Origin of the sequence: Streptomyces sp. NPDC093221, from assembly GCF_044753885.1 — a bacterium.
In the GTDB taxonomy this organism is placed as follows: Bacteria; Actinomycetota; Actinomycetes; order Streptomycetales; family Streptomycetaceae; genus Actinacidiphila.
Map to the genome: position 1 here is coordinate 536,811 of NZ_JBIVOA010000003.1, position 17,294 is coordinate 554,104.

The following is a 17,294-nucleotide window of genomic DNA, read 5'->3' on the forward strand; positions in this document are numbered from 1 at the left end:
CGGGCACCGGCCGTAGGCGGCGGTCAGCGGATCTCGACCTCCTCGCGTGAGCGCGCCAGGGCCGCCTCGGCGCCCTCGCGACGCACCTCCCGCAGGAAGTTGAACTCGCCCGGCTGGAAGTGGATGTTGCTCAGCGAGGCGCCGACGACGGTGGTCGCGGCGAACGAGAGCCCGACGCCCAGCTTCTCCAGCGAGGCGAAGACGGCGTACTTCTCGGTGACGATGCCGTCCCGCATGATCGACGCGCACATGGCGGCGAGTTCGGCCGCCCCCCGTGGCGCGTCCTCGGCGACGCGGTCGACCAGACCGTAGTCGAGCGCGGTCCGCGCCGACCAGGCCACGTTGCAGTACATCAACTCCTTGGCCCGCTTGAGGCCGACCGTCGCGAACAGCAGCGACATGTCGCCGTCCACCCCGACGTTGTGCCACCGGGGGGAACCGAAGGTCGCGTCCTCGCCCGCGACCACCAGGTCCGCGCAGAGCGCCAGGTAGAGGCCGGTGTCCCAGCAGCGGCCACGCGCCTCGACGACCGTCACCTTCCGGCAGCGCAGCAGCCGGCTGTACAGGCCCGTACTCCCCCACCACGCCTCGTCCAGCGCGATCAGCCGCGCCCGCTGGCTCGGGTGCTTGCGCACCGATCCGCCGGGCGCCTCCACGTACTGGTCCCAGGCGTCGGCCGGGTCCCAGCCCGCGCACAGGTCGTCGCCCTCGCCGCGGATCAGGACGGCCTTCACGTCGTCGTCCCGGTCGACGTCCGCGAGGTGGGCCGCGAACTGCTCGGCCATGGCGCGGGTCATGAGGTTGCCCGTCGCGGGACGCCGTACGGTGACGGTCGCGATGTGGTTCTCGTGGTCCTTGCCCAGTTCGACCCGGCCCTCGCTCATGCGCTCTCCTCCGTGAGACCGGACCCGACCGCCGCGCGGTGGATCGCGTAGTGGTCGGCCAGGTCGAACTCCCGGCCCACGCCGTGCGCGTCGTAGACGGCCTGCTGGAGCATCTTCGACATCGTCATGCCGTCCAGCGGCATGCCGATGACGGCGGCGGTCATCGACACGACCTCCGCGCGGAGCCGGCCGTCCGGGACGACCCGGTTGACCAGCCCGATCCGCCCGGCGGTGGCCGCGTCGTGGACGGTCCCCCTGAGCAGCCACGACTTGGCGCGGTTGAGCCGGACCGTCAGCGCGGCCAGGACGAAATTCGCCTCGGGCACGTCGAGGAAGGGCGAGCCGAACACGGCGTCCTCGCTCGCGACGGCCAGGTCGGTACAGAGCAGGAGCGCGGTGCCCGCCCCGTGGCACGCCCCGCGCACCTCGGCGATCACGACCTTCTTCGCGAAGCAGGTCGCCTGGTAGACCGCGGTCGACGCGGCGAAGGCGCGGTGCCAGGTGGTCGGCGCCTCGGCCGCGGACGGGAATCCGGTGGCCGCCTCCGGCGCGAAGTCGGGCCCCGTGGTGCGCAGCACGATCGCCTTGACGTGGTCGTCGTCCGACGCCTCGACGACGGCCGCGGCCAACTCGGCGGCGAAGGCGGGGTCATGGGCCGTCAGCGGGGCGAAGCTCTCCACCTCGATGTACGCGCGGCCGTCGGCCACGCGGAGGTCGACGGCGCTCATCCCTTCACCCCCAGGCGGGGGTCGGCCGCGCCTTTGCGTTTCTTGTCGGCGTCGAGCGCGCCGCCGACGCCGACGTCCCTCGCGGTCTTCCAGAAGTCCATCTCGTCCGGGCCCGATTGGAGGAAGTGCGAGACCAACAGCCCCGTGATCGAGGGGACGCTGGTGTCCATCACGCCCTCGGCGGCGCGCAGCCGCGACTTCAGGTACAGCAGGTGGCCGGGGGGCCGGGCGGCGAGGTCGGCCGCGATCGTCCGTGTGGCCGCGGCGAGTTCGGCGGCCGGGGTGACGGTGTCGACGAGGCCGAGGTGGTGCGCCTCGGTCCCGCTCATCGGCATCGCGGTGAAGCCGGTGCGGCGGGCGGCCTTCATGCCCAGGATGCGGTTGATGTGCACGCTGGCGACCGCGCCCGCCGGGCCCAGGAAGCGCGCTTCGAGCGCGCCGATCCTGCTGTCCTCGGCGGCCGTCACCACGTCGGCCTTGCACGCGATCATGAAGTAGGCCGCCGCGGCGCAGTAGCCGTGCAGTTGGGCGACGGTGACCTTCGGCGAGCGGGAGATCGCCTGGCTGAAGCCCAGTCGGCCCCACGCCATGTCCGCGCCGTACCGGTAGCCGACCGTCAGGGTGCGGCGCCGCTCGTGCGGGCGCTTCTGGCCCCACTGCTCGTTGATCTCGTTGCCGCTGCAGAACGACTTCCCGTTGCCCCGGATCACGATGACCCGCACCGTCGGGTCGTCCCCGGCAAGCGCCATCAGCTCGATGATTCGGTCGCGCATGGGCACGCTCATGGCGTTGTGCTTCTCCGGCCGGTTCAGCGTCAGATACGCGATGCCGGACGCCGGGTCGGCCTCGTACAGCACCTGTCGCGCCGCGGCGGCGATGCTCTCCGGGGTTCCGTACTTCACGCCTTGCCCACCTCTTCCGTTGCTCGGGGTGATTCCGACGGTGCGTGCGCGGGCCGCGCCTGCTCGACCACGCCGTCCGCGACGAGCGCGTCGATACGGTCCTGCGGGACGCCGAGGCGCGCGAGCACGTCGCGGGTGTCGGCGCCCAGCTCCGGTGTCCAGTCGCCGACCCGCGCGGGGGTGGCGCTGAGCAGGAACGGGCTGCCCACGGTGCGGACGGTCCCCCAGGTCGCGTCCGGCTGCTCGACGACGAAGCCGTTCGCGAGGACGTCGGGGTCGCGGGCGGCCTCGACGAAGGTGTTGACGGGAGCCACGGGTACGCCGTTGTCCCGCATCCGCTCGACCCAGGTGTCCCGGTCGGCGGTCAGGAAGATCTCCTCCAGGACCGGCTCCAGGACGTCGCGGTGCCGCTCGCGGATCCTGCTCTTCTCGAACCGCGGATCGTCGCGCAGGTCGGGCCGGCCAAGGGCCGCGGTCAGCCCGTGCCACACCTTCTGGTCGGTGGCGCCGATGACGATCCAGCGGTCGTCCCCGCAGCGGAACGCGCCCGAGGTCGACGTCACACGGCCCTGGGTGCGCTTCACCTCGTCGCCGTGCAGCGCGATGGTGACCTCGGCGGTGTGCATGGCCAGGCAGGAGCCGACGAGCGAGCCGTCCACGCGCTGGCCCCGCCCGGTGCGCTCCTTGGCCAGGAGCGCGGTCAGGATGCCCATCGCGAGGAAGACGGCGCCGGCCGAGTCGGCCATCCCGCGGCTGGCGAGCCGGGGCGCCCCGTCCGGGGTGCGGACGAAGTCCGAGAGGCCGGAGACGGCCTGCGCGACCATGTCGAACATCGGCTCCTTGGCGCGCGGGCCCAGGGGGCCGTAGCCGGACGCGGCGGCGTAGACGATGCCCGGATTCTCCTGGCGCAGGGTGTCGTAGCCCAGGCCCAGCTTCTCCATGACGCCGAGCCGGAAGTTCTCCACGACGACGTCGCACTCGCGGGCGAGGGCCTTGACGATGTCGCGGCCCTCGGGAGTGGTGATGTCGACGGCGATCGACTTCTTGCCGCGGTTGAGGCCGGTGAAGAACCCGGCGTATCCGTCCGGGGCCTGGCGCAGCCGCCGGTCCCACTCGCCGCCCGGCCGCTCCACCTTGACGACCTCCGCGCCGAGGTCGGCGAGGATGCGGGTCGCGTAGGGGCCCTGGAGGAAGCGGGTGAGGTCGAGGACCTTGATCCCGTCGAGCGCTCCGGCGAGGAATTCGGGCGCGCCGGGCGCGGGCCGGGGCGCGGTGTCCGTGGTGACCACAGGCGCGGTCGTACGCTCGACGCCGGTTCCGTCCACAGGCGCGGTCGCGCGCTCGATGTCGGGCGCGGTCATGCGTCCTCCCCCACCGTGGCCGTGACGAGTACGTCGAGCGCTTCGACCCGACTGCCGTTGACGCGCAGGGGGTTGACCTCCAGGGTGTCCAGGCTGGGTCCGACCGACAGGGCGGCCCGGCTGATCGCCACGATCGCCTCGCTCAGCGCGTCGAGGTCGGCGGCCGTGCTGCCGCGTGCGCCGCGCAGCAGGGCGGCGCCCTTCAACTCCCCCAGCATCCGGCGCACTTCGCGGGCGTCGACGGGCAGCACCCGCAGGCTGGTGTCCTTCATGACCTCCACCCAGATGCCGCCGAGGCCCACCGCGAGCACCGGCCCGAAGGTCGAGTCGACCGTGACGCCGACGAGGAGTTCCTGTCCCGGCTCCCGCATCGGCGAGACGAGCACACCGCGCAGGTCGGCGCCGGGGACGTTCCGCGCCACCGTCGCCGTGATCGAGTCGTACGCCGTCGCCGCGGCCCCGGCGCCCTCGACGCCGAGGACGACTCCGCCGACGTCGGACTTGTGCGCGACGGCCCGCGAGCAGATCTTCATCGCCACCGGGCCGCCGGCCTTGGCCGCCGCGCCCGCCGCCTCGGCCGCGGAGTGGACGAGCACGGCCGGGACGATCGGCACACCGGCCGCCTCCAGCAGGGCCCGCCCCTCGTCCTCCGCCCAGGTGCCGGCCGTCGGCCCGTCGCCGACCGCGGCGGGCGGCACTTCCCCGGTCCCGCTCGCCGTCACCCGAAGCGCGTCGCGCTGCTCGACCCACCGGGCCACATGCCCGAGGGAGGTGATCGCGAGGTCGACGCCGGGCAGCAGGAACAGCTTGTTCTCGGAGAGCAGCGACAGGGCGTACGGCGAGATGTCCAGGCAGGTGTTGGACGAGAGGAAGACCGGTATGGGCGAGGCGGCCACGATCTCGCCGATGATCTTCATCCGGCTCTCGATGAACGTCGGGTCCTCGGGGCGCTCGTCCGGCAGCGGCGTCATCATCGAGAACATGAAGTCGATCCCGGAGTCCTCGACCGCGATCTCCATGAGGTCGTCCTCGGCCTTCGTCGGCCGGGGTCTGGCGCGGGCGTGGCCGAAGCCGGTGGTGTCGAGGGGGTTGAGGATCGAGGCGAACTCCGGCAGGTGCGCGGCCAGTTTGGCGCCGGTGTCCTCCTGCCAGCCGGGCAGGGCCAGGCCGTTGACCGAGGCGAGGTCGGCGATGATGTTGCAGCCGCCGCCGGACGAGGTCACGACGCCCATGCGGCGGCCGTCCGGGAGCCGCGGGCTGTAGCCGAACACCCCGGCGGTCGCGACCAGTTCCTCGACGCTCTCGACGCGGACCATGCCCGCCTGCCGGAACGCCGCGTCCACGACGGCGTCGTCGGTGGCCATGGCGCCGGTGTGCGCCATGGCGGAGCGCATGCCCTCCTCGCTCCGCCCGGCCTTGTAGACCACGATCGGCTTGCCCGCCCGCAGCGCCTTCGTGCCGAGTTCGAAGAGCCGGTCCGGCTCGCGCACGGTCTCCAGGAACAGGGCGATGGCGCGGGTGCTCTCGTCCTCGATCAGGTAGTCGAGGACGTCCAGGCTGGTCAGTACGGCCGAGTTGCCCACCGACGCCCACAGCGTGGAGCCCACGCCGTGCGCCTGGGCGAACTGATACGTCGCCCGCGCCATCGAACCGCTCTCGAAGACGGCGCCGACCGGACCGGCCACGGGGGCGGACTCGGTGGCGACGGCCCAGGGCACCACCCCGTCCACCGCGTTGATGAATCCGATGGTGTTCGGGCCCATGAGCGTCAGGTCGAGATCGACCGCGCTCCGCGCCAGCCGCCGCTGCCGGTCGCGTCCGTCGGCTCCGGACTCCCCGTATCCGGAGGCGAGGATGACCGCGTTCTTGATACCCGCCGCGGCGGCGTCCTCGAGGATGGCGTCGACCCGGCTCGGGCCGACCATGATGTAGGCCATGTCGACGGGCTTTTCGAGGTCCCGCAGCGTCGGGACGGTCGGTTTGCCGAACACCTCGTCGTACTTGGGGTGGACGAAGCGCACATCCCGCACCCCGCCGCCGAGTTCGAGGGCGTTGAGGAGATTGCGCGCCCAGCTGGAGCTCGGCGATGCTCCCACGACCGCGATACTGCGGGCGCCGAAGAAGCGGCGCAGCCTGTCCGGCTCGACGATCGAGCGTCGTGCCGCGTAGTCAACGGTGAGCATGGGGCGTAACTCCTCGGGAGTCGGGCGATGGAGATCGGACCGTGGGATTCGGGCGGGGATTCGGGCGGGGAAGCCCGGGCGAAGGGACGTCGCGCGAAGGACGTGGGCGAAGGACGTGGGGCGATTTATTTAGCCACGTAAAGTATCGCCCATGGCCCTGCGGCCGGACACCTGGGCGACCCGGCCGCTCAGCCGAAGTAGGCGGCGTTGAGCTCGGCTCCCTGGAGGGAGGACGGCGTGCCGGTGGCGGCGATCCGGCCGTCGCGCAGGACGATCAGCCGTTCGCTGGCCCTGGCCAGGCGGTCGCTGTTCTGCTCGACGACCAGCATCGAGATGCCCTCGGCCTGGAGGGCCCGCAGGGACGCGTAGATCTTCTCGATCACGACCGGGGCGAGCCCCAGCGACGGCTCGTCCAGGAGCAGCAGTCTGGGCCGCTGGATGACGGCGCGGGCCAGGGAGAGCATCTGCTGCTCCCCGCCCGAGAGCAGGCCCGCGAGCTGCGTGCGGCGCTCCGCCAGGATCGGGAACAACTCGTAGACCAGGGCCTGCTTCTCGGCGATCGCGCGCCGCACGGCGCGCCTGCTCAGCCGCATCGCGGAGATCTGCAGATTCTCCTCGACCGTGAGCGGGCGCAGGACGCGGTGCCCCTCCGGCACGATCACGATCCCCTTGCGGACGCTGGCGGCCGTCGAGAATCCGTTCATCCGCTCGCCCTGGAAGGAGACCTCCCCCGACCGGGGCTTGAGGCCGCCGCTGAGGGCGCGCATCAGGGTCGTCTTGCCCGCGCCGTTCATCCCGACCAGGCCGAGCAGTTCGCCCTCGGCGAGGGTGAAGGAGACGTCGTGGAGTACGGGTTGGTGGTCGCCGTAGCCGGCCGTCAGGCCGGTGACGTCGAGAAGCGGCGTGCTCATCCGGGAACCCCCAGGTAGGCGGAGATGACCTCTTGCTGTGCGAAGACCTCGTCGGGCGGGCCCTCCGCGATGACCTGGCCGTGGTCCAGGACGTAGACGCGGTCGCAGGCGCTGGTGATCAGCGGAAGATTGTGGTCGACCAGGACCACCCCGAGGTCGCGGGCGCCGAGCGCGCGGACGGTCGCGGCGATCTCCTGGCGTTCGAACTCGGTGAGTCCCGCGCCGGGTTCGTCCAGCAGCAGGAACGCCGGGTCGAGCATCAGATTGCGGGCGATCTCGACCAGGCGGAGCACGCCGTACGGCTGGTCCGCGGCCAGGCTCCTGGCGCGGTCGGCGAGGGCGAGGTCGGTGAGCAGGGTCATCGCCCGGTCGCGTCCGGCCAGCGCCTGCTTGCGGGCGGCCGGGCTCAGCAGCGACTGGCGGAGCCAGCCGACCTTGCCGATGCCGTCCCCGGCGAGCATGACGTTCTCCAGCAGGGTCAGTTCGGGGATGACCTTCGGGCTCTGGAACGTCCGGCCGATGCCCGCCCGTACGAGGTTCTGCGCGGGCGTGCCGAGGATCTCGTCGTCGCCGAGGCGCACGGAGCCGGTCGCCCGGACGTCCCCGGTGATCGCGTTCAGGAGCGTGGTCTTGCCCGCGCCGTTGGGGCCGATGAGTCCGATGACCTCACCGGTCGCGAAGGAGAGCGAGACATCGTTGACCGCGGTGTTGCCGCCGAAGGCGACCGACACTCCGCGCACCTCGACCCGTGCGTCCCGGTGCACGGCCCTGACCGAGTCCGCCAGGCGGTGGGTCACCTGGGTCACCGTCTCGGCGACGGCGAGGCCCGGTTCCCGCGGCTCCAACTCGCCGGTGGGCTCTGCCGCTTCGTCCGGCCGTCGGCGCCTGATCAGCCACTTCACGAGGTTGTCCAGGCCGCCCGCGATGCCGCCGCGGGTGAGCACGACGAGCACCAGGATGCCCACGCCGTAGACCAGGTCCTGGGCCTGGCTGGTGGCCAGCGACAGCTCGTCCATCACCAGGATGGCGACGACGCCGAACACCGGGCCGAGGAAGTAGCCGCTTCCGCCGAGGATCGCGGCGAGCAGCAGCGCGACCAGGCGGGTGAAGCTGAAGGTCTCCAGGTCGATCACGAGCTGGAAGTGGGCGAAGAGCACCCCGGCGAGTCCGGCGAGGCCGCCGGAGATCGCGAAGGCGACCAGCCGCGTCGAGTCGGGCGAGACCCCCACCGAGGCGAGGACGCGCGGCCCCTCGCGCAGCGCGGTCAGTTTGCGCCGCATCGCCGACAGGTGGATGCGCAGGACGAGTTCGTACGTGAGCCACGCGAAGAAAGCGGCGAGCCAGTAGTACGAGAGATAGCCGCTGATGAGCTGGTGGCCGAAGAACGTGGGCAGCGGAATCGAGTAGATGCCGATCGTGCCGCCGCTGAACTCGTGCCAGTTCACCATGACTTCGGCGAGCGCGAGCGCGAAGGCGAGCGTCTGGATGGCGAGGAACAGCTCGTTGAGCCCTCGGGTGGGAACCGCCACGAGAACGGAGAGCACGGTGGTGACCGCGACGGAGATCAGCAGCGCGGGCCAGAACGGCATTCCGAACCGGACTTCGAGATAGACGCTGGTGAAGGCCCCGACGCCGTAGGTGATGACGACCGAGAGATTGAAGATGCCCGCGTAGCCGTAGACGATGTTGAAGGCCGTCGTGAGGATGTACGCGATGACTCCGGCGGACGCCAGGTGGACGTAGTAGTCGTTGCCGCTGGCGACGAGTCCGACGATCACCAGGACCAGTGGGCCCGCGACGTGTTTGGCCCAGACCGAGGTCAGTGCCCTGCGTATTCCTTCGGGTTTCTTCGGGGCGCCGCTCACCTCGCGCGGTGCGGCCTTGTCCAGTCCGATGGTGCTCATACGCGCTCAGCCGTTCCGCGGAAGGTGAACAGCCCTGTCGGCCGCACGAGCAGCACCAGGGACAGGATCACGAAGAGTGAGGTCAGGTGGTAACTGGCGGCGATGTGCTGGTCGGTGAAGGTCATCACGAAACCGGCCACGACGGCGCCGCCCACCGCGCCGAAGAGACTTCCGAGGCCGCCGATGACGGCGCCGACCAGGCTCAGGACGAGGAGGGTGGGCGCGACGTCGACCGAGACGCTGCCGAGCGAGGCCTGGAAGATGCCGCCGATGACCAGGCAGGCGCCCGAGACCACCCAGGCGAGCAGTTCGAACCGCATCGTGCGGACGCCGTAGACCTGCGCCAGTTCGTGGTCGAAGGAGACGGCGGACAGGTGGTGCCCGATGAGCGTCCGGTCGAACAGGAACCACATCACGAGCAGCAGGAGGAGCGACAGGCCGATGACCAGCAGCCGTTGCTTGGAGGTCTCGTAACTGCCGATCGAGACCGAGCCGTGGATCCAGGGCTGCACGATCGAGGGCTCGCCGCCGAACCACGTGCGGGTCAGGAAGTTGAGCAGGAGTCCGAAGCCGAGGGTGGCGAGGGTCAGGCCGATCACCGGCACCTTCTTGCGCTGCGCGGGCACGATCGCGATCGCGTAGCAGGCGGCGCCCAGGACACCGCCGACCACGATCGTCAGGACGACGCCGAGACCGCTGTTGCCGGCCCCCCAGGAGGCGCACGCGGCACCGGCGAAGACGCAGAAGTTCCCGGCGCCGAAGTTGACGACTCCGCTCACACGGAACACCAGACTCACCGCCAGGACCAGCGGAATCAGCACCGCCGCCTGCGAGAGGCCGGTCACGACCAGCGAGATCATTGCGCACTCCCTTGTGCCCAGGAACGGTCCGCACCAGAATCTTTCACATGGCTAACTGCTATGAGACTGAGGTCGCGGATCATCCCTGTCAAGGGGTCGTCGGAAACCTTCCGCGTCGGCTCGCACCGACACTGCCGGATTTACTTAGCATGATGTAACGTTCGTCGCCCGACCACAGAGAGGGGCCCTTCATGAGCACCGAGCCGCTGCTCCGGCTGTACCACACCGGCATGATCGTGGACAGCCTCGACAAGGCGATGGCGGCCATGGGCGACGCCCTGCGCCTGGACTGGGCACCGCCGCTGACCTCGACCGTTCCGCTGGAGTGCCCCGACGGCGTCGTCGGGCGCGAGGTCCGCTTCACCTACTCGCTCCAGGGCCCGCACTTCATCGAGCTGCTGGAGCAGATCGACCCGGCGCCGTACCTCAACGTGACGGGCGGGCGCAGGGTCCACCACCTCGGCTACTACACCGACGACCTGCGCGCCGCGGCGGCGGCGCTGGAGGCCAGGGGATACCGGCGCGAGCTGAACGGCGTCGCCGAGGACGGCGGCATCGGCCGCGCCACCTTCCACTACAACCCCGAATCCCCCGGCATGTGGATCGAGTTGGTCTCGCACGAGGTGGCCGAGCAGATCGACGGCTGGATCGCCGAGGCCGCCGCCGCCAAGAACATCCCGTACGTCTCCCCGTTCGCATGAGCGGGCCGCTGACCGGACTCCACGTCCTCGACCTGTCGACGTACGTCGCGGGCCCCTCCGCGACGATGACGCTCGCCCAACTCGGCGCGGACGTCGTACGGGTGGACCCCGTCGGCGGCGCCACGGACACCCGGCGGCTGCCGCGCGGCGCGGACGGCACCAGCCTGTACTGGGCAGGGCTCAACAAGGGCAAGCGCTCGGTCGAGGTCGATCTGCGGTCGGAGTCCGGGCGCGACGTGGTGCGCGAACTGCTGGCCGCACCGGGCGGCGGCCACGGCCTGCTGGTCACCAACGCGGTCGGCCAGTCGTGGCTGGACTACCAGGAACTGCGCCGCGTCAGGCCCGATGTCATCGTCGCCCACATCGGCGGGCGCGGCGACGGACGTCCGGCGGTCGACTACACGATCAACTCCGAGGTGGGCCTGCCCTGGCTCACCGGACCCGTGGACTCCTCGCTCCCGGTCAACCACGTCCTGCCCGCCTGGGACCTGCTCACCGGTCTGCACGTGGCGCTGGCCCTGCTCGCGGCGCACACCGAACGCGCCGCCACCGGCCGCGGCCGGCTCGTCGAGGTCAACCTCGCGGACGTCGCCGCCGCGACCATGGCCCACCTCGGCTTCGTCGCCGACGCGGTGGTGAACGGCGCGGGACGGCTGCGCGACGGCAACTACCTCTACGGCAGCTACGGTTGCGACTTCGCGACCGGCGACGGCCGCCGGGTGATGGTCGTCGCCCTGACCGCCAGGCACTGGGACAAGCTCGTCGGACTGACCGGCACACGTACCGTCCTCGACAGCCTTCAGCGCACGCTCGGCGTGGACTTCGGCGACGAGGCGGCACGGTACGAGCACCGGGACCTGATCTCGGCGATCCTCGCGCCGTGGTTCTCCGCGCACACCCACACCGAGGCCGTCGCCGCGCTCGACGCCGGGCACGTCCTGTGGGGCGACTACCGGACCGTCGGCGAATTCGTCCGCGATCCGCTCGTGACCGCCAACGACCTGTTCCACCAGGTGGATCAGCCAGGCGTCGGCGTGTTCCCCGTACCGGGTCCGGTCACGCGGTCGGCCGGATGGGGGCAGGACACGCCCGCCCCCGCGCCCCGGCGCGGCGCCGACAACGACGCGGTCCTGCGCGAGTGGTCGCGGGCGCCCGCCGAAGAGCCGCGGGCCGAAAGCCGCCCGATATGAGCACCGACCGGCTCTTCCTCACCTTCACGCACCTCAACGACGCCACCCGGCACGCCGAGTACAACGCGTGGCACCAGCTCGACCACCTGCCGGAGAACGCGCTGCTCCCCGGCGTCGCCTGGGGGGACCGCTGGGTCCGCACCCCGCGGTGCGCGGCGGCCGGCCATGTCGGCGACGACGCCTACGCACCCGTCCAGTACGCCGTCGCCTACGGGTTCCGTGCCCCGCTGGAGTCCGCGCTGCGGGAGTGGACCGACCTCAACCAGCGCGCGCTGTGGTGGGGCCGCCGCCCCGAACTGCCCTGGACCGAACGACGCCCGGTCGGCTTCTTCCACCCGGTCAAGGAGTACGCGGCCCCGCGCGTCCTCGTCGCGGCGGCGGCGCTCCCGCACCGCCCGCACCGGGGCGTCCACCTCACGCTGTCCAGGACGGCCGCTCCCGCCGAGCTCGCGGGCGCGGCCCGTTTCGCCGCGCTGGACCGGGAGTTGATTCCGGCGGTGCTCGCGGTGCCCGGTGTCGCGGGCGCGGCGACGTACCGGTTCGCCGAGGGCGCGGGCGGGTTCGGGTCACCGGCCGGGAGCGCCGACGACGGTCTGACGGTGCGCGTGCTGTACCTCGACGGCGACGTCCTGGAGACAAGCGCCCGCGTCGAGGACGCGCGGCCCGACTGGATCGGGCGGGACAGCGCGCCCGGCGACGCGGAGCACGTCCTGCTGAGCACGCCGATGCTGTCAATCCGCCCGTGGGAGTGGGACTGGTTCGACGGCGGCCGGCCGCGGCTCTGACCGGCGCGCGCGGCGGCTCGGCACACAGCAGCTGACCACGACCGAGGCCGCGCAGGTGGCGGCGCAGGCGAGCGCGGCCCAGGTCAGCCCGGTCGTCGTCGCCTCCCCCGCCGGTCCGTGGGCCGCGCCGATCAGCGCCGCGGTGACCGCGCTGCCCACCGCGCCGCCGACCGCCCGCAGCAGGATGTTGACGCTGGTGGCGCTGCCGGTCTCGCCCGGTTCGACCGAGTCGACGATGAGGCCGGGCAGCGTGCCGAAGGTCGCCCCCGCTCCCCAGGACGTCAGGACGACCGCCGCCACCAGCAGCGCCAGGTGCCCGTCGACCTCGATCAGCATCAGCGGCCCGAGCGCGCCGACGACGCCTCCCGACGCCAGCGCGACCCGTCGGCCCCTGGCCCGCGCCAGCGCCGTCGCGGTGCGGCTGCTCAGGTAGTTGCACAGCGCGATGGGGACCATCACCACACCGATCGCGCTGAGGCTGAGCCCCACGCCGTACCGCGTGTCGCGGGAGGCGAGACCGATGCGGGTGATGAGGACGGGCGTGTTGTACAGGCTCACGCCCATCAGCAGGCCGGTGAGGTGCGCGGCGAGGACGTCGCGCCGGGCGAAGAGCCGCAGTTGCACCAAGGGGTGGGGGGCGCGCAGTTCGAGCCGGATCCACCACAGCGACAGGCAGAGGGCCGCTGCGCCGAGGACGAGCACCCCGGCGCTCGACCAGCCCCAGGAGTTGCCCTGGCTGACGGCCAGCAGCGCGCACGCCGTGGCGGCGATCAGGACCACCGCGCCCGGCACGTCCAGCGGCGCGTCGCGGCCCACCGGCACCGTTCGCGGCAGACCGGCGGCCACCGCGAGCGTGACGAGCAGCGCGAGCACCGTGGCGCCGCCGTACGCCGCCCGCAGGCCGAAGTGGTCGGCCACGAACGTCGTGAGCGGGTAGGCCGCCCCGGCGCCGAGCGCCGTGGTGATCGACAGCAGCGCGACCAGGCGGGCCGTCGCGGGACCGGAGTACAGGTCGCGGGCGCACGCGATGGTCATCGCCACCAGCGCCACCGCGATGCCCTGGAGCGCGCGTCCCGCCAGGAAGACCCCGAAGTGGGTCCCGGCGGCGGAGACCGCGCATCCGAGGGTGACCAGCGCGCACACCACGACCATCGCGGGTCTTCGCCGCCGTCCGTCGGCGAGCCGGCCGAGCAGCGGGGTCAGGGTGGCGCCGACGAGCAGGGTGATCGTGTACGACCACTGGGACGCCTCGGTGCCGACGCCGAAGGTCTGCTGGACCCGCGGCACGAGCGGGGCGCCGAGGGTGACGACCGCCGCCGAGACCAGGGCGGCGGACACCAGCAGTGCCGACAGGGCACGCCCGCTCGCCCCCGGCCCCGGCGGCCGGTCGTTCAGAGGGTCACCGTCAGCCTGTCCACCGACCGCATCTTCAGGCCCGACCACGCGGGCTCGAACCCGTCGGCCAGGCGCATGCCGGGGAACCGGTCGAGCAGGACGTTCGAGGCCATCTCCAGCTCGGACTTGGCGAGCATCGCGCCGAGGCAGAAGTGCCGCCCCGAGCCGAAGGCGAAGGTGTCACCGGCCGCGGTGAACGTCTTGGCGTGGTCGAGGTCGGGCCGGTGGAAGTCGAAGGTGTCCGGGTCGGAGAACCGGTCCTCGTCGCGGTTGGCCGAGGCCATGAGGAGCATCACCAGGGTGCCCGCGGGCAGCAGGGTGCCCTTGACCTCGACGTCCTGGGTGACCTTGCGGCCGTTCATCTGGGACGGCGGGCTGATCCGCAGGGTCTCGCTGATCGCGGGGATGACCTGCGAGCGGTCGTCCCGTACCTCCTCGAACAGCGTCCGCTCGCGCAGCAGATAGGCGAACATACTGGCCAGCGCCTTGCCGGTGGTCTCGGACCCGGCGTTGAGCAACTGCGTGACGTGGGTGAGGATTTCGAGGTCGTCCAGGCGCTCGCCGTCGATCTCGGCGGTGATCAGCCCGGAGATGAGGTCCTCGCCGAGGTGCGAGCGGCGGTCCTCGATCACGGGGGCGAGGTACTCCCAGAGTTCCTTGGTGGCCCGGCGGCCGAGTTCGTCGATCTCCGGGTCGCGGGCGAGGTTGCCGAGGAAGGCCACGTGCCTGCTGTACCAGTCGAAGAACCGGTCGTAGTCGCTGTGCGGCAGCCCGAGCATGTCGGTGATCACGTAGACCGGCAGGTAGTAGCCGAAGTCGGCCAGCAGGTCGACGGTGTCGCCCGGCCGGAAGCCGCGGGTGAGGTGCGCGGACGCCGACGCGACGGAGCGGTCCAGGATCGTCGCGACATTGCGCGCGATGACCGGCGCCCACTTCTCCAGGCCCTTGCCGCGGAAGTACGGGGTGACCAGGGCCTTCTTGCGGCTGTGTTCGGCGCCGTCCATCTGGAGCATCGAGCGGCCGAAGACGGGCTGGAGGCTGACCTCGTAGTTCTGGGTGGAGAACAGCGGGTTGCGGTAGGCGGCTCCGACGTCGGCGTGCTTGCTGATCAGGTAGCCGCGGTAGCCGTCGTCCCAGTGCACGGGGGCCTCGGCCCGCAGCCGCCGGTAGAAGGCGTCGGGGTCGGCCGCGACCTCGGAGGAGAGGAATCCGGGCAGCGTCCCAGCGGTGGTGTCGGTCATCACGACGTCGCCTCCTGCGCGATCTCGTCGAGTCGGTATCCGGGTGTGCCCCCCGTGAGCGGCATGACGGTCAGCGACAGGCCGCCGTCGACGGGCAGGTCCACGCCGGTGACATGCCCGGCGCGCGGACCCGCGAGGTAGAGCACGGCGTCGGCGATGTCCTCGGCGCGCGCGATCTTCCGCATGGGGGAGACCGCTTCGCGGTAGCGCCTGTTCGCCGCCGCGGCCGTGTCCTCCGCGTCGCCGAACGATTTACGGGTCAGGCCGGTGTCCGTCGGGCCGGGCGAGACGCAGTTGGCCCGGATTCCGTACCGGCCCCATTCCACCGCCATCTGCTGGACCATCATCTTCAGCGCCGCCTTGCTCGCGCTGTACATGCCGAGCGGCGGTGTCGGATGCGTCGCGGAGATCGACGCGGTGGCGACGATCGCACCGCGCGACTCGCGGAGCGCCGGGAAGGCCGCCCGTGCCAGCAGGAAGGTCGCGCGGGTGTTGACGTCGAACGTGCGCTGGAAGGTCTCCAGGCTGAGGTCTTCGAGCGGGTCGGCCGAGCTGATCCCGGCGTTGCTCACGAGGGCGTCGAGGCCGCCGAAGGCGGAGACGGCCTCTTCCACCGCCTTGCCGACCGCCGCCGGGTCGCTCAGGTCGACGGCCAGCGGCAGGCATTCGGCGCCGGTCCCCCGGAGTTCGGCGGCGACCGCCTCGATGGCCCCGGCGTCGCGGTCGAGCAGCGCGAGCCGCGCCTGCCCGGCTCCTTCGCTCCCGGCCGCGCGCGCGGCCAGGGTCGCCACCGCACGTCCGATCCCACTGCCCGCGCCCGTGATGAGGTAGCGCACCGGAACCTCCCGATCATTCATTTAGCGATGTGAAATAACACGATAGGAGTGCTGCCCGCCACCGTCAAGGCACGGGATCGGCCGCCGTCACGGCATCCGATCAGCCCAGCAGTCGGACCGGCATGGCCAGTGGCGTACGCAGTGAACGGCCGCCCCAGCGCAGATCGGCCTCGACCGGCCGCGCGCCGGGGAACCTGCGCGCGATCGTGCCGAACAGCGCCGTCGCCTCCATCCGCGCCAGACCGGCCCCCAGGCAGAAGTGCGGCCCGAGGCCGAGCGAGACGTGCGCGCGGCTGTCGGAGCGGGCGATGTCCAGCTCGTCCGGCCGCGCGAAGACCGCGGGGTCCCGGTTGGCCGCGGCGAGCACGCCGATGACGGTGTCGCCCGCCTCGACCGCGACGCCGTCGACCTCCCGCCCCTCCTTCGCGACGTACGGCAGGAAGTGCGCGGGCGTGACGAAGCGCAGCAGCTCCTCCACCGCCGCCGGGACCCGCTCGGGCTCCGCGACGAGCAGGTCCCACTGGTCCCGATGGCGCAGCAGTTCGAGCAGCCCGATGGCCAGCAGATTGCTGGTCGTCTCGTGCCCCGCGAAGATCATCAGCGCCATCATGGCCATCGCCTCCTCGTGGGAGACCACGCCGCTGTCCTCCGATTCCAGCAGCGCGGCCACGAGGCCGGTCTCGGAGCCGCTCGCCCGCTGGCGCGCCACGAGCACGTCGATGTACGTCATCAGGTGCCGGTACGCCTCGTCGGCCTCGACCGCCGCCCTCTCGGAGTCGGCGTTGAACTTGTTCTCGGCGATCTTCTGGGCCCACGAGTGGACCATGTCGAGGTCGTCGATCGGGATGCCCAGGAGGTCGCCGAGCACCTGCAGGGGAAGGGAGTACGCGAACTTCTTGAAGTCGGCCTCGCCGCCGCCCGCCGCCAGCGCGGTCAGATTGCGGTCCACCCGTTCGCTGACCTTGTCCTGCATCTCACGGGCCAGATTGCGCGCCGAGAACGGCGGCTGGACCGCCCGCCGCACCCGCGGGTGGTCCGGCGGGTCCATCCGCACCAACTGGTGGAACTCCTGGTCGAGGACCCGGCCGAAGGCGGCGCTGCCGTGCGGGCTGAACTCCCGCTTGGCGCGCTCGTAGCGCGCGGAGGTCTTCGTGCCCTGACGGCTGTAGAGGATGTTGTTGTCCCCGAGCAGTTGGTGCACGTGCTCGTGCCGGCTCAGGATCACCACGTCGCCCTGCTTCCAGACGGGGATCTCCTCGCGCAGCCGGTTCCAGGTGGGGTACGGGTCCGCGAGCCTGTCGCCGTCCCCGGCCAGCAGGGCGAGTACGTCGTCCCGCAGGGCGTCCGCGCCCGCGCCCGTACCGCTGCTCATGCCCGTACCTCCGCTCGTTCCCGCACCGCTGCTTGATCCCG

The 17,294-nt window shown here is 71.7% G+C and carries 15 protein-coding genes; 3 read left to right on the forward strand and 12 right to left on the reverse strand.

Annotated features, from left to right (window positions below; all coding sequences use genetic code 11):
• Positions 1–23: 23 nt before the first annotated feature.
• The 8 genes from ACIQCJ_RS14125 to ACIQCJ_RS14160 form a co-directional block, all read right to left on the reverse strand.
• Positions 24–884, reverse strand: coding sequence for an enoyl-CoA hydratase/isomerase family protein (locus ACIQCJ_RS14125; protein ID WP_402711501.1), 861 nt, complete (start codon positions 882–884; stop codon positions 24–26).
• Positions 881–1,612, reverse strand: a complete 732-nt coding sequence (locus ACIQCJ_RS14130) for an enoyl-CoA hydratase-related protein (RefSeq protein WP_391163032.1) — start codon at positions 1,610–1,612, stop codon at positions 881–883. The genes ACIQCJ_RS14125 and ACIQCJ_RS14130 overlap by 4 nt, the downstream gene beginning before the upstream one ends.
• The gene (locus ACIQCJ_RS14135) at positions 1,609–2,514 is read right to left on the reverse strand and encodes an enoyl-CoA hydratase/isomerase family protein (RefSeq protein ID WP_402711502.1); all 906 of its coding nucleotides are present in this window, start codon (positions 2,512–2,514) and stop codon (positions 1,609–1,611) included. The genes ACIQCJ_RS14130 and ACIQCJ_RS14135 overlap by 4 nt, the downstream gene beginning before the upstream one ends.
• A complete protein-coding gene (locus ACIQCJ_RS14140) occupies positions 2,511–3,875 on the reverse strand; it encodes a CaiB/BaiF CoA transferase family protein (protein ID WP_402711503.1) in 1,365 nt (454 codons plus the stop codon). Before ACIQCJ_RS14140 ends, ACIQCJ_RS14135 begins: the two co-directional genes overlap by 4 nt.
• Positions 3,872–6,058: an acetate--CoA ligase family protein gene (locus ACIQCJ_RS14145; protein WP_402711504.1), complete on the reverse strand. Its 2,187-nt coding sequence runs from the start codon at positions 6,056–6,058 to the stop codon at positions 3,872–3,874. The genes ACIQCJ_RS14140 and ACIQCJ_RS14145 overlap by 4 nt, the downstream gene beginning before the upstream one ends.
• Positions 6,059–6,246: 188 nt before the next feature.
• Entirely contained in the window at positions 6,247–6,969 is a 723-nt protein-coding gene (locus tag ACIQCJ_RS14150; RefSeq protein ID WP_355342465.1) for an ABC transporter ATP-binding protein, read from the reverse strand.
• Positions 6,966–8,873: an ATP-binding cassette domain-containing protein gene (locus ACIQCJ_RS14155; protein ID WP_402711505.1), complete on the reverse strand. Its 1,908-nt coding sequence runs from the start codon at positions 8,871–8,873 to the stop codon at positions 6,966–6,968. The genes ACIQCJ_RS14150 and ACIQCJ_RS14155 overlap by 4 nt, the downstream gene beginning before the upstream one ends.
• Positions 8,870–9,733, reverse strand: a complete 864-nt coding sequence (locus ACIQCJ_RS14160) for a branched-chain amino acid ABC transporter permease (RefSeq protein ID WP_355342471.1) — start codon at positions 9,731–9,733, stop codon at positions 8,870–8,872. The genes ACIQCJ_RS14155 and ACIQCJ_RS14160 overlap by 4 nt, the downstream gene beginning before the upstream one ends.
• A 191-nt stretch (positions 9,734–9,924) precedes the next feature.
• Here ACIQCJ_RS14160 and ACIQCJ_RS14165 point away from each other — a divergent pair, with 191 nt between their 5' ends.
• The 3 genes from ACIQCJ_RS14165 to ACIQCJ_RS14175 are packed head-to-tail and all read left to right on the forward strand — an operon-like array spanning position 9,925 to position 12,409.
• Positions 9,925–10,434: a VOC family protein gene (locus ACIQCJ_RS14165; protein ID WP_188284259.1), complete on the forward strand. Its 510-nt coding sequence runs from the start codon at positions 9,925–9,927 to the stop codon at positions 10,432–10,434.
• Complete coding sequence (locus ACIQCJ_RS14170) at positions 10,431–11,624, forward strand: CoA transferase (protein ID WP_402711506.1); 1,194 nt, start codon at positions 10,431–10,433, stop codon at positions 11,622–11,624. Before ACIQCJ_RS14165 ends, ACIQCJ_RS14170 begins: the two co-directional genes overlap by 4 nt.
• Entirely contained in the window at positions 11,621–12,409 is a 789-nt protein-coding gene (locus ACIQCJ_RS14175; RefSeq protein WP_402711507.1) for a hypothetical protein, read from the forward strand. The genes ACIQCJ_RS14170 and ACIQCJ_RS14175 overlap by 4 nt, the downstream gene beginning before the upstream one ends.
• On the opposite strand, the gene ACIQCJ_RS14180 is transcribed toward ACIQCJ_RS14175, so the two are convergent.
• The 4 genes from ACIQCJ_RS14180 to ACIQCJ_RS14195 form a co-directional block, all read right to left on the reverse strand.
• Positions 12,356–13,747, reverse strand: a complete 1,392-nt coding sequence (locus ACIQCJ_RS14180) for an MFS transporter (RefSeq protein ID WP_401719030.1) — start codon at positions 13,745–13,747, stop codon at positions 12,356–12,358. The two genes, ACIQCJ_RS14175 and ACIQCJ_RS14180, sit on opposite strands and share 54 nt — an antisense overlap.
• A 53-nt stretch (positions 13,748–13,800) precedes the next feature.
• On the reverse strand, positions 13,801–15,045 hold the full coding sequence (locus ACIQCJ_RS14185; RefSeq protein WP_401719033.1) for a cytochrome P450: 1,245 nt from the start codon (positions 15,043–15,045) through the stop codon (positions 13,801–13,803).
• Entirely contained in the window at positions 15,045–15,902 is an 858-nt protein-coding gene (locus ACIQCJ_RS14190; RefSeq protein ID WP_401856408.1) for an SDR family NAD(P)-dependent oxidoreductase, read from the reverse strand. Before ACIQCJ_RS14190 ends, ACIQCJ_RS14185 begins: the two co-directional genes overlap by 1 nt.
• A 79-nt stretch (positions 15,903–15,981) precedes the next feature.
• A complete protein-coding gene (locus tag ACIQCJ_RS14195; protein WP_402711508.1) occupies positions 15,982–17,253 on the reverse strand; it encodes a cytochrome P450 in 1,272 nt (423 codons plus the stop codon).
• Positions 17,254–17,294 lie beyond the last annotated feature (41 nt).

What these genes read in the sequence shown, in the direction of transcription:
- ACIQCJ_RS14125 (WP_402711501.1), bottom strand. Translation starts at nt 884, where the DNA reads ATGAGCGAGGGCCGGGTCGAACTGGGCAAGGACCACGAGAACCACATC.
- ACIQCJ_RS14130 (WP_391163032.1), bottom strand. Translation starts at nt 1,612, where the DNA reads ATGAGCGCCGTCGACCTCCGCGTGGCCGACGGCCGCGCGTACATCGAG.
- ACIQCJ_RS14140 (WP_402711503.1), bottom strand. Translation starts at nt 3,875, where the DNA reads ATGACCGCGCCCGACATCGAGCGCGCGACCGCGCCTGTGGACGGAACC.
- ACIQCJ_RS14145 (WP_402711504.1), bottom strand. Translation starts at nt 6,058, where the DNA reads ATGCTCACCGTTGACTACGCGGCACGACGCTCGATCGTCGAGCCGGAC.
- ACIQCJ_RS14150 (WP_355342465.1), bottom strand. Translation starts at nt 6,969, where the DNA reads ATGAGCACGCCGCTTCTCGACGTCACCGGCCTGACGGCCGGCTACGGC.
- ACIQCJ_RS14155 (WP_402711505.1), bottom strand. Translation starts at nt 8,873, where the DNA reads ATGAGCACCATCGGACTGGACAAGGCCGCACCGCGCGAGGTGAGCGGC.
- ACIQCJ_RS14160 (WP_355342471.1), bottom strand. Translation starts at nt 9,733, where the DNA reads ATGATCTCGCTGGTCGTGACCGGCCTCTCGCAGGCGGCGGTGCTGATT.
- ACIQCJ_RS14165 (WP_188284259.1), top strand. Translation starts at nt 9,925, where the DNA reads ATGAGCACCGAGCCGCTGCTCCGGCTGTACCACACCGGCATGATCGTG.
- ACIQCJ_RS14170 (WP_402711506.1), top strand. Translation starts at nt 10,431, where the DNA reads ATGAGCGGGCCGCTGACCGGACTCCACGTCCTCGACCTGTCGACGTAC.
- ACIQCJ_RS14175 (WP_402711507.1), top strand. Translation starts at nt 11,621, where the DNA reads ATGAGCACCGACCGGCTCTTCCTCACCTTCACGCACCTCAACGACGCC.
- ACIQCJ_RS14185 (WP_401719033.1), bottom strand. Translation starts at nt 15,045, where the DNA reads ATGACCGACACCACCGCTGGGACGCTGCCCGGATTCCTCTCCTCCGAG.
- ACIQCJ_RS14190 (WP_401856408.1), bottom strand. Translation starts at nt 15,902, where the DNA reads ATGAATGATCGGGAGGTTCCGGTGCGCTACCTCATCACGGGCGCGGGC.
- ACIQCJ_RS14195 (WP_402711508.1), bottom strand. Translation starts at nt 17,253, where the DNA reads ATGAGCAGCGGTACGGGCGCGGGCGCGGACGCCCTGCGGGACGACGTA.